The sequence below is a fragment of the Achromobacter sp. 01N37 genome (genome assembly GCF_056399725.1).
Genome location: NZ_JBFTRX010000016.1, coordinates 78,916 through 91,845, shown reverse-complemented (window position 1 = coordinate 91,845; position 12,930 = coordinate 78,916). Strand labels below are relative to the sequence as shown.

Here is a 12,930-nt window from a genome sequence, read left to right as displayed (position 1 = left end):
TTTACGCATCCGGAGGGAGCTGGCCGTCTGTCAACTTATGAGATGAAAAGGGAGGATTAATCATATGGACTTGAAAATCTTTGACCGGATGGAATCTGAGGTGCGGGGCTACATTCGGTCGTTTCCCGTGATATTCAGCCAGGCCAGAGGCTCAACGCTGATTGATGAAGACGGCACCGAGTACATCGATTTCTTCAGCGGCGCAGGCACGCTGAACTACGGCCACAACAATCCTGTTCTCAAGGAAAAGCTGCTGGAATATGTCCAATCGGACGGCGTCGTCCATGGTCTGGACATGGCCACCAGTGCGAAGAAGCGTTTCCTGGAGACGGTGGATCGCGTGCTGCTCAAGCCGCGCAACTGGCAATACACGCTGCAATTCACCGGCCCCACCGGCACCAATGCCGTGGAAGCCGCGCTGAAGATTGCGCGCCAGGTGAAGGGCCGCCCCAATGTGATTTCGTTCACGCACGGTTTTCACGGCGTCAGCGGCGGTTCGCTGGCGGTGACGGCCAACATGAAGTTCCGCGAGGCATCCGGCTACGCGCTGGGCAACACGACGTTCATGCCCTATGACGGGTACTTCGGGCCCGACGTGGACACCATGGCGTACCTGGAGCGCATGCTGGAAGATCCCAGCAGCGGCATGGACAAGCCCGCCGCCGTCATCGTGGAAACGGTGCAAGGCGAGGGCGGCGTCAACGTCGCAACGCTACGCTGGTTGAAGGAGCTGGAAAAGCTGTGCAAGCGCCACGACATGCTGCTGATCGTGGACGACATCCAGGTCGGCTGCGGCCGTACGGGCACGTTCTTCAGCTTCGAGGCCGCTGGCATCCGCCCCGACATCATCACCCTGTCGAAGTCGCTGTCGGGTTTTGGCCTGCCGATGTCGCTGGTGCTGATGAAGCCCGAGCTGGACATCTGGAAGCCGGGCGCCCACAGCGGCACGTTCCGCGGCAACAACCTGGCTTTCGTCACGGCCACGCAGGCGCTGGAAACGTATTGGGCCAATACCGCCTTCACCGCCGACATCCAGCGCAAGGAACGCACGGTGCGCGACTGGCTGGAAAACCTGGTCCACAGCTATCCCAACGCCGGCCTGTCGGTGCGCGGCCGCGGCCTGATCCAGGGCCTGGTGTGCAACAGCACGCCTGCGCTTGCCAACCGCATCGCGCAGCAGGCCTTCAAGAAGGGCGTCGTTATCGAAACGTCGGGCGCGCACGATGAAGTGCTGAAGCTCTTGCCCGCGCTGACGATCGAGGAAGACCTGCTCAGCAAGGGCCTGGACCTGATCGAGGCCAGCGTGGCGGAAGCGCTGGCTGAAGAAGGGCAGTCTGCCCGCATTCTGAAATTTGGAGGAAAACGTCAATGATCGTACGCAATGTCAAAGATGTGATCGGCACCGCCGACGAAGTTCGTACCGACACCTGGGTCAGCCGCCGCGTGCTGCTGAAGAAGGACGGCATGGGCTTCTCCTTCCACGAGACCACCATCTTCCCGGGCGGCCGCACGCACATCCACTACAAGAACCATCTTGAAGCGGTGTGGTGCATTGAAGGCGACGGCTCCATCGAGACCATCGCCGACGGCAAGAAGTACGACCTGGGCCCCGGCGTGGTCTACGCCCTGAACGAGAACGACGAGCACTGGCTGTGCGGCGGCAAAGAGCCGCTGCGCGTCATCTGCGTCTTCAACCCGCCGCTGACCGGCCAGGAAGTGCACGACAAAGAAGGCGTCTACGCCTTGCCTGAAGCCGAAGCCAAAGCGGCTTGATACAAGGAGGTTCGCATGATCTCACCTGCTCAGGACCCGTACGCCTCACGTACGGATCGAAGCTCCGCCATTATCTCCCGCCAGGACCCGGTGGTTTACGAAGACGGAAAATACGCCAGCGCCTTGTCCGGCGAGCAAGTCGGACAGTACGAGCGCGACGGTTTCCTCTTGCTGGAAAACCTGTTCTCGGAAGAGGAAATCCGCGCCCTGTCGTCCGAGGTCGAGCGCATGACGCGCGACCCGTCGATCATCCGGCGTGAGGAATCCATCACCGAACCCGGCAGCAATGCCGTGCGCTCGATCTTCATGGTCCACGTGCTGAACCCCGTGCTGTCGCGCCTGGTGCGCGACCCGCGGCTGGTCAATGTGGCGCGCCAGATCCTGGGGTCCGAGGTGTACATCCACCAATCGCGCGCCAACATGAAACCCGGCTTCAAGGGCAAGGAGTTCTACTGGCACTCCGACTTTGAAACGTGGCACGTCGAAGACGGCATGCCGTCGATGCGTGCGCTTAGTTGCTCGGTGCTGTTGACCGATAACAACGAGTGCAATGGCCCCTTGATGCTCGTGCCGGGCTCGCACCGGCAGTTCATTTCGTGCGTGGGCGAGACCCCGAACGAGCACTACAAGCAGTCGCTGAAGAAGCAGGAGTACGGCGTGCCGGACCCGGTCAGCCTGCAACTGCTGGTCGAGCAAGGCGGTATCCGCTCGATGACGGCCAAGGCCGGCTCGGTGGTGTTCTTCGACTGCAACACGATGCACGGCTCGAACAGCAACATCTCGCCGTGGCCGCGCGCCAATGTGTTCATGGTCTACAACAGCATGGAAAACACGCTGAACCCGCCCAAGTACGGGCTGAACCCGCGTCCCGAGCATATCGCCACGCGCAAGGGGTTCAAGGCGGTGACGCCGCTGGACACGTTAAAGCTGGTGGGCAGTTAAGGTTTGCTGCCTGATGGCACTGAAGGCAATACGGCCCGTGGGCCGCGCTGCAAACGAAACCCGGGCCTGGCCCGGGTTTTTCATTTTTCGTCAGCTGGGCCTGGCCCGGGTTTTTCATTCCTCGACAGCCGGACTTGGCCCGGGTTATTTCGTGCATCGACGCCCGGGTTCCGCTCGGGTTTCTTCATGCGCACAGCCATCGGAAAAGGGGTGAGGGAACACGGGGCTGTCTGCTATCCTCTCGCGGACTATTCCCGCCCATCCTTCCTCCTGCTGATCTTCCGCCGCCATGTCCGCTCGTATTCTCAGCTTGCACATTTACCCGATCAAATCCTGCGCCGGCATCGACCTGGCCGAGTCCCCCATCGACCGGGCGGGTCTGGCCCACGACCGCCGCTGGATGCTGATCAGCGAAGACGGCCAGTTCATGACCCAGCGCCAGTGGCCCGCGATGGCGCTGATCCGCACGGCGATCACCGCCGATGCGTTGCGGCTGTCCGCGCCGGGCATGGCGGACCTGGATATCGCGTTGGATGGGTCGGGCGTTGAGCCGGGGGCAGCGCCCGTGGCCGTCTGGAGCGACACGATCTCAGCCCAGCGCGAAAGCGCCGCAGCGGGGCAGTGGTTTTCCGATTTCCTCAAGACGCCGTGCCGCCTGGTCAAGGTGGACCCGGCCGCGCATCGCAACGCCAAGCCGGACTGGGTGACGCGCTGGCTGGATGCGCATCCCGATCTGGCGGACGCGTTTGCGGGCGAGCATGACTTTGGCTTTGCCGACGGCTTCCCGCTGCTGGTCGCCAACCAGGCATCGCTAGATGACCTGAACGCCCGGCTGCAAGCCAAAGGCGTGGCGCCGGTTCCCATGGACCGCTTCCGCGCCAATATCGTGGTGCAAGGCGAATGGGAGCCTTTCGAAGAAGACCACACCGCGATGATCACGGCGGCTGGGGTACGCATGGCTTTCGTCAAGCCCTGCACGCGCTGCTCGATTCCCGATATTGATCAGCGCACCGCGCAGCAGAACGACGAGCCCGGCCGCACGTTGGCGGGCTATCGCAATTTGGAAATAGGGGTGGTGTTCGGCCAGAACGCCATTCTGGACGCGCCGGCCGGGGCGCGCCTGAAAGTCGGCGACGAGGTCGAGATCGAATTGGATTTCTGACTGCTTGGCTTGGGGGCATGAACCAGGAGCGCCGTAGCAGCGGCGCCCTGGCCGGGGCAGCGGGGCTTACACCAGCGCTTACACCGAAGACATCTTCAGGCCGATCAGCCCCAGCACGATCAGCGCTACGCTGGCGATGCGCATCCAGCTCGTGGATTCACCAAACAGCACAATGCCGGCCACGAAGGCGCCGATGGTGCCAATACCCACCCACACCGCATAAGCGGTGCCCAACGGCAGGGATTTCATGGCGACGGCCAGCAGCCAGACGCTGATGGCCATGCCGCCCGCGGTAATCAGGGACGGCCACAAGCGCGTAAAGCCATGGGTGTACTTCAGGCCGACGGCCCAAACGATTTCAAACAGGCCTGCAAGTACCAGGATGATCCAGGTCATAGACGACTCCTACTGTTGCGCTGCCGGCGGGGCGCCGGCATTGAGGGGTCGTCCCCGGATAAAAAACAGGCGGGTCTTTGACCGCGCGCAGCAGCGGGCCGTCCCGCTGCGGCAAAAATTATAGAATACCGGCTTCCAACGGCAAAACCGGATGCCGGGCATCACCTTAGCAACACGTCGCGGACCGGACCGCGAACCAGGATATTTCTATCATGCAACGCATCATGCTGCGGGCAAAGCTGCACCGCGTCACGGTCACCGAAGCCGACCTTCACTACGAAGGATCTTGTGGCATCGACGAAGACCTGCTGGACGCTGCCGGCATGCGCGAGTTCGAACGCATCGAACTCTACAACGTCACCAATGGCGAACGTTTCGACACCTACATCATCAAGGCGGCCCGCGGCAGCGGCGCCATTTCCTTGAACGGCGCCGCCGCGCGCCGGGCTCAGGTCGGTGATCTGCTGATCATCTGCACCTACGGCCCGATGTCTGAAGAAGATTCCGCCACGCACAAGCCGCAAGTGGTGCTGGTGGACGACGCGAACCGCGTCAAGGAAATCCGCAAGTTCCCGGCCTGAGGCCGGCCCGGGCACAGCGCCATCCTGGCCTAGCCGGATGGCGCTCTCCTCAAACCCTGAACCGTTTCATCATGAGCTTCCAGGTCATCATTCAACCCAGCAAGCATCAATTCCCGGTCGAGCCCGGCCAGACCGTGCTCGACGGCGCCTTGGCCGCCGGCATCGTGCTGCCCTATAGCTGTCGCAACGGCGCGTGCTCCACCTGCAAGGGCAAAGTGGTGTCCGGGGAGTTCGACGCCGGGCAGTATCCCGCCCAGATCCTGTCGCCCGAAGAACTGGCCGACGGCTACACGCTGTTCTGCCAGGCGCGGCCCGAGTCGGACATGGTGGTGGAATCCACCGAAGTCCGCCTGGCCAGCGACATCCAGATCCGCAAGCTGCCGTCGCGCGTGCAGACGCTGGAACGCGTGGCGCCCGACGTCACCGTGATCAAGCTGCAACTGCCCGCGTCCGAGCAGTTCCGCTATTACGCGGGCCAGTACATCGAAGTCATCCTCAAGGATGGCCGCCGCCGCAGCTACTCGATGGCGGGCGCGCCGCACACCGGCAGCCCGCTGGAACTGCACATCCGCCACATGCCGGGCGGCCTGTTTACCGACCACGTCTTCGGCGCGGGCGATACGCAGATGAAAGAGCGCGAAATCCTGCGTCTGGAAGGGCCGTTTGGTTCGTTCTTCCTGCGCGAAGACAGCGACAAGCCGATCGTGTTGCTGGCCAGCGGCACGGGCTTTGCGCCGGTGAAGGCCATCGTGGAACACATGATCCACAAGGGCATCACGCGTCCGGTCACGCTGTACTGGGGCGGCCGCCGCCCGCAGGACTTGTACATGGATGCGCTGGCACAATCGTGGTCGGGCCTGTTGCCCAGCTTCAACTATGTGCCGGTCGTGTCGAACGCCTTGCAGGAAGATAACTGGACGGGCCGCACGGGCTTCGTCCACGAGGCCGTCATGCAAGACATCGGCGATCTGTCGGGCCACCAGGTTTACGCCTGCGGCACGCCGTTGATGGTGGATGCCGCGCGCCGCGAATTCAGCACGCAGAATGGCCTGCCGCCGGAAGAGTTCTACGCGGACGCGTTCACGTCCGAAGCCGACCTGGCGAAAGCCGCGTCGTAACCGGAAAGCGCACGGATACGGGGGCGAATTCACAAGCTGAAAAGCTTAGTGACTTCCGCCCCTTTTTAATACGTAGGCGAAGGCAAATCGGCAAGGTAAACTGCCCTGGCAGCGGCTTGCCAAGGGCGGCGGACATCGGGTCCGCGAACCGATTTGGCACGCAAGGAGCAATGCGGGCATGAAAGTAGCGGTATTGGGTAGCGGCATTATCGGAATCTCCAGCGCCTGGTGGCTAAGCCAGGCCGGCCACGACGTCGTGGTCATTGATCGCTGCACCGGTCCCGCACAGGAAACGAGTCTGGCCAATGGCGCGCAGATTTCCGTGTCCTATGCCGAGCCCTGGGCCAATCCTCAGGCGCCGTTGAAGCTGCTGAAATGGATGTTCCAGGATAATGCGCCGCTGCTGTTCCGTCCGCAGCTGGACTGGCGCCAATGGATGTGGGGCCTGGCCTTCCTGCGCGAATGCCTGCCCAGCCGTCTGGCGCCGAACATCCGCGCCATGGTCCGCATGGCCGAATACAGCCGCACTACGTTGCGCAGCATGCGCGCCGAACTGGGTATCGAATACGACCACCTTGAACGCGGCATCCTGAATTTCTATCGCGATCCCCACGAATTCGAAAACTCGCAGCGCGCCGCCGGCCTGATGCGTGACTTCGGCGTCGAGCGCCGTGTGGTCACGGCCGACGAAGTCATTGCAATTGAGCCCGCCCTGGCGCCGCATCGCCAAACCATCGTCGGGGGCGACTACACCCCCGAAGACGAAAGCGGCGACGTGCATCTGTTCACCGTCGCACTGGCCGAACGCTGCGCCCGCGCAGGCGTCGAATTCCGCTACAGCACACGCGCGACCCGCCTGTTGACGCAAGGCGGCACGGTGCAAGGTATTGAAATCATTGAACCGGACGGCCGCTACGGCACCGTTTCGGCCGATGCCTATGTGGTGGCGATGGGCAGTTTCAGCCCGAACCTGCTGCGCCCGCTGGGCATCCCCTGCAACGTCTATCCGGCCAAGGGCTATTCGGCGACGTTTCCGGTCATCAAGCCGGAGGCCGCGCCCACGGTCAGCCTGACGGACAGCAGCCACAAAATCGTGTTTTCGCGCCTGGGCGACCGCCTGCGCATGGCAGGCACCGCAGAGCTGTCGGGCTATTCCCGCGGCCTGAACACCGGCCGTTGCGAAGCGTTGACGCACCTGGCGCAAGAACTTTTCCCCGACGCGCTCGATTTCGAGAGCGTCAGCTATTGGTCGGGCTTACGCCCGTCCACTCCCTCGAACGTGCCCATCATCGGCCGCAGCCGTATCCCCAATTTGTATATCAATACGGGACACGGTACGCTCGGTTGGACGATGGGTGTTGGCTCGGGCCGGGCTTTGGCCGATCTGCTCAGTGGACGGCGGCCAGAACCGGAATTCCCTTTTCTTGGTCTGTGAACCTATGAAGAATCTGCAATTGGCGGGCGTTGCCCGCGCGATGTTCGCCAGCCGGCGTGCATGGGTATTTGGCGCCGCGATGGCAATCGCGGGTGTGGCGAATGCCGCCCCAGTGGAAATTCAAGTCTGGCACACGCTGTCTGACGCGAATAAGGCCGAGTTCGAAAAACTGGCCAAGCAATACAACAAAGAACAGGACCAAGTTAGCGTCAAGCTGCGTGGATTCAGCTCGCAGGACGCGCTGGAGCAAGAAGCCATCAGCGCCGTCAAGGCGAAGAAGGCGCCCAATCTGGTCCAACTGACCGACAACCACTCCCCGGAAGTCGTGGCCCAGCACAAGGCCATCCTGCCCATGCACGAACTGCTGGCCAAGTACCCGATCAAGGACCTGAACTGGTTCGTGCCGGCCACCAGCAGCTTCACGCGCGACAGCAAGGGCCGCCTGCTGGCGTTCCCCTGGATGGCCGAAGTGCCGGTGATGTTCTACAACACCGCCGCCTACAAGAAGGCCGGTCTTGACCCCAACAATCCCGCTCGCACCTGGACCGGCCTGCAAGCCGAACTCCTGAAGCTGCGCGACGTGGCCGATATCGACTGCCCCTACGCCTCCAGCGACCAGGTCACGGTCCATCTGGAGAACCTGGCCCCGATCAACGGCCAGCAGTTCACCACCAACAACAACGGCCTGGATGCCGTGACCAAGAAGAGCGCTGCGCCTGCCATGCAGTTCGACACGCTCTACATGCGTCACATCTCGCTGATGGTCAGCTGGAAGCGTTCGCTGCTGTTCATGGCGCACACGGGTGACGCTGCCGCAGACAAGCTGTTCGCCAAGGGCGAATGCGCGGTGCTGACGGCGAACTCGGGCGCGTTCGGCACGTTCCTGAACACCAAGTCGCTGGCGTTCGGCGTGGCGCCGGTGCCTTACTACGATCAGGCCACGAAGTCCGCCGGCCAGCCTTTTGTGAGCGGTTCGGCCCTGTGGGCGCTTGAAGGCCGCCCGCAAGCCGAAGAAAAGGCCACCGCGCAGTTCCTGGCCTGGCTGTCCAAGCCGGTCGTGGCCGCCGAATGGCATCAGCGCACGGGCTTCCTGCCGCTGACCGAAGCCGCGTTCCGTGCCTCGGATGTGTCGTTCTACAAGAGCATCCCGGGCGCGCAAGCCGTGATTGCGTCGATGAGCAACCGCCCGGCCAGCAACAGCCGTGGTTTCCGCATGGCGAACTACAACCGTATCGAACCGGTGCTGAACCAGCAGTTGAACGATGCGTTCGAAGGCAAGGTGCCGCCCGTCGCGGCCCTGAACAACGCCGCGTCCCAAGCGCGTTCCCTCGCGACGCAACGCTGATCGCACACGGCTGATCGGACGGCATTCGCGCTGTCCGTTTGGCCTGCAAGAACCCGGCCCCAGGGCCGGGTTTTTTTTCGTCCATAAGGTTCGTCAGGGCAGGGTGGATCAAAGCATCCATGCGTACATGCCAGTCTGGCGGCGCGTCCGGCCCTCGTCCACCATCTGCGGCATGCGTACTACTTCCGGTGCGCCCTTTGCTCGTGGTGAGGCATGGTTCGAATCTTCTTCCTGACGGCGGCGCTGTCCTGCCTGGGGGCCTGCACAAACAGGCCGTTCAATGGCGGCGTCATTCCTTCCTGGTCAACCTCCGCGCCGGTTGCGCGGGCCTTCCGTTTTGACTGGCGCCTGTCCGGCGACCCTGCGGTCGCGCCGTTGCAGGTGTTCGACGACGGCAAGGATGTCTGGCTGCAATTCACGCCCGGCCAGGCTTTGCCAGCGATTTTCGGTGTACGTGGAAATGGCGAGCACGCGTTGCCGTATGTGCGGCGCGAACCCTATGTTGTTGTGTCGGGCGACTGGCATGCGCTGCGATTTCGCGGGGGGCGACTGGCGGCGCGCGCCGAGCGCGATGCCGACAACGACATCGTTGCGCAAGCGCCGGTGGATGCGGAGCCCGTGGTGCTTGAATCCGCGACGCCGCGCCAAGGCGTGAATGCCCCAGGCGTGAATGACCAAGGCGTCAATGAGCTGGCGTCCAACGGGCCGTTGCGCCGAAGTGTTCAGGCGGGCTCTCGTTCCGACGCGCCGATAGCGCAGGCGCCGCTCAGCGCTACCGAATCAACCCTTCTCCCCGCCCCGCAAGCGACGTTGCCGGTTGCGGCCGCCCCGCAAGCGACGCTGGCCGTTGCGGCCGCTCCGCAAGCGACGCTGGCCGTTGCGGCCGCTCCGCAAGCGACGCTGGCCGTTGCGGCCGCTCCGCAAGCGACGCCGGCCGTTGCGGCCGCTCCGCGATATCGTGCCGCGCCGCCAGACACCACGTTGCGCGGCGTGCTGGCGCGCTGGGCGGACAGTTCAGGTTGGACGTTCGCGCCGCAACACTGGGCGGTCGACGTTGATATTCCCTTGTCCGCATCGGCGGACTTTGCGGGCGACTTCAAATCCGCCGTCCGTGAATTGCTGGGCGCCACCGAGCTGGCCGACCGGCCATTGCAGCCGTGTTTTTACGGCAATCAGGTGTTGCGAGTGGTGCCCTTGGCGCAGTCCTGCACACGGGCCGCCTCACCCGCGGGAGGGGCAGCATGATGATCCGTCGAGGGATGCGCATCGTCGCGTGCGGGGTGGTGAGCGGCATGCTGGGCGCTTGCGTGGCGTCGCAGCAGGCGGCGGAACTTGGCCGTAACGCGAGCCAGCGCCACGCCACGCTTGCGGACCAGCATCAGGCATTTGCCAATGGGCTGACTGACCGCCAGGCACGGATCGCCGCGCAAGAAGTGGCCGCGCCTTGGCTGGCCGGCAAACCGCAGCCGTTGGCGCGCGACGTCACCTTGCCGCCGGCATTGCGTGAAAACGTGCCGACCACGTTGATGCTTGCTGAAGAAACCGATCTTTCCGCCTTGGCGCAGCGGCTGGTTGCCGCTACCGGCATTCCGGTGCGGGTCAAACCCGACGCCTTGCTTGCGCTTGAACATTTCCTGCCGCGCCTGGCGTCGAATGCCGGCTTGTCCGTACCGGCGCCCGTCCGTCTGGAAGTCCGCGATGGTCCATTGCCGCTTGCAGACTTGCTGGATGCATTGGCTGCCCGGTTCTCGGTGCATTGGCGCTATCAGCATCAAGCCATTGAGTTCTACCGCACGGAAACCCGGGTGTTCGACATGCGCGCGCTATCGCTCGCCAGTACGGTCGACATCCGGCTGGGCCGTTCGGGCAGCGACGACGGCGAAGGGTTCGAAAGCACGTCCAACACCACCTTGTCCGCCCGGGAGCACAACGCGTTGGCGGTATTACGCGCCAACATCACGCCGTTCCTGACGCGCTCAGGTTTCGTCGCCGACGCAGTGGATGGCGCGACGGCGTTGGTGGTCACCGACACGCCTGAAGCGCTGGACCGCGTGGCGCACTATCTCGACCGCGAGATCACTGTCATCGCCAAGCAATCGGCGTCAGGAGGCTTGGACTGGAACGCGCTCTACGCCGCAGCAGGCGCGTCGGCGCGCTTCGCGATGGCAGCAGTATCGGGTGTGGGCGCGGCTGAGTTGGCGGGCGGCGTCGGCAGCGGGCCGTTCCAAGGATCGCAGGCGGTGGTGTCGGCGCTAAGCAACATGGGCGCCATCGTCCGGCACAGCAAAGTCCCCGTGCTGACCTTGAACCGCCGGCCCGTCACGCATGCCATCCGCACCACCTTTTCCTATATCGACCGTGTTCAGAGCACATCCGTGCCAGGCGCAACGACGGCGGGCGCCAATGGGTCGCTGCCCGCGGTCTCCATCAGCCAGAAGGAAGAAACCGTCGGCTCGTTTTTGACGTTGCTGCCCGATATCCAGGAAGACGGTCAGATCCTGCTGTCCGTCGCCTATGACAACGCGGTGGCGCATCCGCTGAAGACGATCACGTTCGGAGAACGCGGCAATCAGGTGCAAGTCCAGCAGATCACGATTGACGGCAACGGCACGGTGCAACAGATCGAGCTGCGGCCCGGTCAGCCCGTCATCTTGTCGGGCTTCGACCGCCGGCAAGACCAGCACGATCGCCAACGGCTTGCGCCTGGCATGCCCCTGATCACCGGCGGGCAAGACAGTGCGGCTCAGGAGCGCGAGACCACGCTGATGCTGGTTACGGCGCAGGTCGAAGAAGGGTACTAAGGACACGATATGAACCGAGCTCCCTATTTTCTGATGCATGAATGTCCGGGCAGCGCACGCTACCTGGCGTTTGGCCTGCGCTGGCTCGCGCTGATTGGTTCCGATGTGCCGGGCTTGGCGCGCACGCGTGGCCGGCGGCTGCGGGCCACGCACTTCGTGGTTGGTGGCTCGCCCGCCACCATGGCGGGCTATGGCAGAACGCACTCGGCGTGGCGCCGGGGCTGGCGCGCGGGGCGGTCCCGCCGCGGTGGTGTGCCGCACATCCAGGCGGCCGCTCAGCTATACGCGCTGTTGTACCCCAGCGGCGGCCATTGCCTGATCCCGTTGCCTGACGGCCGCTATTGGCTGGCGGCAGCGCAAGACGGCATGGCGCTGTCGCAGGCGGATCGCTTGTTTGACTCGCACGATGAGGCGCTGCACGCGCACAGGCGCTTGGCCGATGACCGGCCCGGATTGCTGGCCCACGACGCTGGCACGGTATGGGCGGCGCTGTTGCAAGCGGTGGAGCCAGGCGCGCAGTTGACGCCATTGCTTACCCGCTGGGCCGCATTGCCGCTGGTGCCGCGAGTTTTCCTGGCGTGCGTGGGGCTGTCCGCGGTGGCGCCGCCGGTATGGAACCTGTTGTCGGCACGCTTCACTGTTCGCGAGCCCGCGGTGGCTTCGCCATCTGCCGATTCGGCGGCTGCGCTGACGCCATCTCGGCCGTTGCTTGAAGGCATGGCGGCGCATGCCCGCACTGAAATGTCGAACCTGTTGCGCAGTGTGGGCAGGCTTCCCGTTCACGTGCAAGGTTGGGCGTTGCGCCGCGCACAGTGTGATGCGGGTGCAATAGGCTGGGATTGCGCCGCGGTTTACGCGCGCGCCTCGCCGCAGGCCACGAATCTCCAGCTGCACCATCGGTTACCCGTTGGCTGGCGGGTGTCCTTCAAACCGCTTGAAGAAGCGACGTTGCGCTGGCACATCACGTCGGCGCTGGTGCCGTTGGCGTCCATGACGCTACCCAGCGCGCTGCGCGTCGATACCGAACTGGCCGGGGCGCTGCAACAGTTGCAGCCTGCATTCACCGCTGTGGCGCTGGCGCCAGCCGTTGCCTTGTCGTCACCGTTGCCGTCGCCGTCCTCCCCCTCGTCAGCGGACGGGTCGGTGGAGGCTGCGCAAACCCTCCAACCCTTGGTCCGGCGTCGCGCATTGCGCATGCACGGCCCGTTGCGTTCATTCGCGCTATTGCCCGGCCCGTTTGAAACGGTGCGCTGGTCTCGTTTGGCCTTGAACGTGCAGCCCCTTCAGCGGCCCACTCTGGCTGCCAGCACGCTGGTCGCCGAATTGCACGGAGATCTCTATGAGCAGGATTAGGCTTGCCGCCCGGCGCGTTGCGCA

12 protein-coding genes are annotated in these 12,930 nt (G+C 63.9%); 11 read left to right on the top strand and 1 reads right to left on the bottom strand.

Annotated features, from left to right (window positions below; genetic code table 11):
- Positions 1-64 precede the first annotated feature (64 nt).
- From ectB to AC1DSJ_RS25645, 4 genes are all read left to right on the top strand, one after another.
- Positions 65-1,372 (top strand): diaminobutyrate--2-oxoglutarate transaminase, encoded by a 1,308-nt coding sequence (ectB, locus tag AC1DSJ_RS25660; protein WP_054427418.1) that lies wholly within the window; start codon positions 65-67, stop codon positions 1,370-1,372.
- Positions 1,369-1,773, top strand: a complete 405-nt coding sequence (locus AC1DSJ_RS25655; RefSeq protein WP_054427419.1) for an ectoine synthase — start codon at positions 1,369-1,371, stop codon at positions 1,771-1,773. The genes ectB and AC1DSJ_RS25655 overlap by 4 nt, the downstream gene beginning before the upstream one ends.
- A 15-nt stretch (positions 1,774-1,788) precedes the next feature.
- Positions 1,789-2,715, top strand: a complete 927-nt coding sequence (gene thpD / locus AC1DSJ_RS25650; protein WP_054427420.1) for an ectoine hydroxylase — start codon at positions 1,789-1,791, stop codon at positions 2,713-2,715.
- 289 nt (positions 2,716-3,004) lie between these two features.
- Positions 3,005-3,877, top strand: coding sequence for an MOSC domain-containing protein (locus AC1DSJ_RS25645; RefSeq protein ID WP_054427421.1), 873 nt, complete (start codon positions 3,005-3,007; stop codon positions 3,875-3,877).
- Between the two features lie 78 nt (positions 3,878-3,955).
- Here the strand turns inward: AC1DSJ_RS25645 and sugE are convergent, their stop codons facing one another.
- Positions 3,956-4,273 (bottom strand): quaternary ammonium compound efflux SMR transporter SugE, encoded by a 318-nt coding sequence (gene sugE, locus AC1DSJ_RS25640; RefSeq protein WP_054427422.1) that lies wholly within the window; start codon positions 4,271-4,273, stop codon positions 3,956-3,958.
- Positions 4,274-4,485: 212 nt separating this feature from the next.
- Here sugE and panD point away from each other — a divergent pair, with 212 nt between their 5' ends.
- From panD to AC1DSJ_RS25605, 7 genes are all read left to right on the top strand, one after another.
- A complete protein-coding gene (gene panD / locus AC1DSJ_RS25635; RefSeq protein WP_050446262.1) occupies positions 4,486-4,854 on the top strand; it encodes an aspartate 1-decarboxylase in 369 nt (122 codons plus the stop codon).
- 71 nt (positions 4,855-4,925) lie between these two features.
- Positions 4,926-5,972, top strand: a complete 1,047-nt coding sequence (locus AC1DSJ_RS25630; RefSeq protein WP_054427488.1) for a CDP-6-deoxy-delta-3,4-glucoseen reductase — start codon at positions 4,926-4,928, stop codon at positions 5,970-5,972.
- A gap of 178 nt (positions 5,973-6,150) precedes the next feature.
- Positions 6,151-7,407, top strand: a complete 1,257-nt coding sequence (locus AC1DSJ_RS25625; protein WP_054427423.1) for a D-amino acid dehydrogenase — start codon at positions 6,151-6,153, stop codon at positions 7,405-7,407.
- A 4-nt stretch (positions 7,408-7,411) separates the two neighbouring features.
- Positions 7,412-8,752 (top strand): extracellular solute-binding protein, encoded by a 1,341-nt coding sequence (locus AC1DSJ_RS25620; RefSeq protein WP_054427424.1) that lies wholly within the window; start codon positions 7,412-7,414, stop codon positions 8,750-8,752.
- A 213-nt stretch (positions 8,753-8,965) separates the two neighbouring features.
- Complete coding sequence (locus AC1DSJ_RS25615; protein ID WP_441372395.1) at positions 8,966-9,997, top strand: TrbG/VirB9 family P-type conjugative transfer protein; 1,032 nt, start codon at positions 8,966-8,968, stop codon at positions 9,995-9,997.
- On the top strand, positions 9,994-11,553 hold the full coding sequence (locus AC1DSJ_RS25610; RefSeq protein WP_441372394.1) for a hypothetical protein: 1,560 nt from the start codon (positions 9,994-9,996) through the stop codon (positions 11,551-11,553). Before AC1DSJ_RS25615 ends, AC1DSJ_RS25610 begins: the two co-directional genes overlap by 4 nt.
- A 9-nt stretch (positions 11,554-11,562) precedes the next feature.
- Positions 11,563-12,906, top strand: a complete 1,344-nt coding sequence (locus AC1DSJ_RS25605) for a hypothetical protein (RefSeq protein WP_254600537.1) — start codon at positions 11,563-11,565, stop codon at positions 12,904-12,906.
- Positions 12,907-12,930 lie beyond the last annotated feature (24 nt).

What these genes read in the sequence shown, in the direction of transcription:
- AC1DSJ_RS25605 (WP_254600537.1), top strand. Translation starts at nt 11,563, where the DNA reads ATGAACCGAGCTCCCTATTTTCTGATGCATGAATGTCCGGGCAGCGCA.
- AC1DSJ_RS25615 (WP_441372395.1), top strand. Translation starts at nt 8,966, where the DNA reads ATGGTTCGAATCTTCTTCCTGACGGCGGCGCTGTCCTGCCTGGGGGCC.
- AC1DSJ_RS25625 (WP_054427423.1), top strand. Translation starts at nt 6,151, where the DNA reads ATGAAAGTAGCGGTATTGGGTAGCGGCATTATCGGAATCTCCAGCGCC.
- AC1DSJ_RS25655 (WP_054427419.1), top strand. Translation starts at nt 1,369, where the DNA reads ATGATCGTACGCAATGTCAAAGATGTGATCGGCACCGCCGACGAAGTT.
- AC1DSJ_RS25620 (WP_054427424.1), top strand. Translation starts at nt 7,412, where the DNA reads ATGAAGAATCTGCAATTGGCGGGCGTTGCCCGCGCGATGTTCGCCAGC.
- thpD (WP_054427420.1), top strand. Translation starts at nt 1,789, where the DNA reads ATGATCTCACCTGCTCAGGACCCGTACGCCTCACGTACGGATCGAAGC.
- ectB (WP_054427418.1), top strand. Translation starts at nt 65, where the DNA reads ATGGACTTGAAAATCTTTGACCGGATGGAATCTGAGGTGCGGGGCTAC.
- AC1DSJ_RS25630 (WP_054427488.1), top strand. Translation starts at nt 4,926, where the DNA reads ATGAGCTTCCAGGTCATCATTCAACCCAGCAAGCATCAATTCCCGGTC.
- AC1DSJ_RS25610 (WP_441372394.1), top strand. Translation starts at nt 9,994, where the DNA reads ATGATGATCCGTCGAGGGATGCGCATCGTCGCGTGCGGGGTGGTGAGC.
- AC1DSJ_RS25645 (WP_054427421.1), top strand. Translation starts at nt 3,005, where the DNA reads ATGTCCGCTCGTATTCTCAGCTTGCACATTTACCCGATCAAATCCTGC.
- panD (WP_050446262.1), top strand. Translation starts at nt 4,486, where the DNA reads ATGCAACGCATCATGCTGCGGGCAAAGCTGCACCGCGTCACGGTCACC.
- sugE (WP_054427422.1), bottom strand. Translation starts at nt 4,273, where the DNA reads ATGACCTGGATCATCCTGGTACTTGCAGGCCTGTTTGAAATCGTTTGG.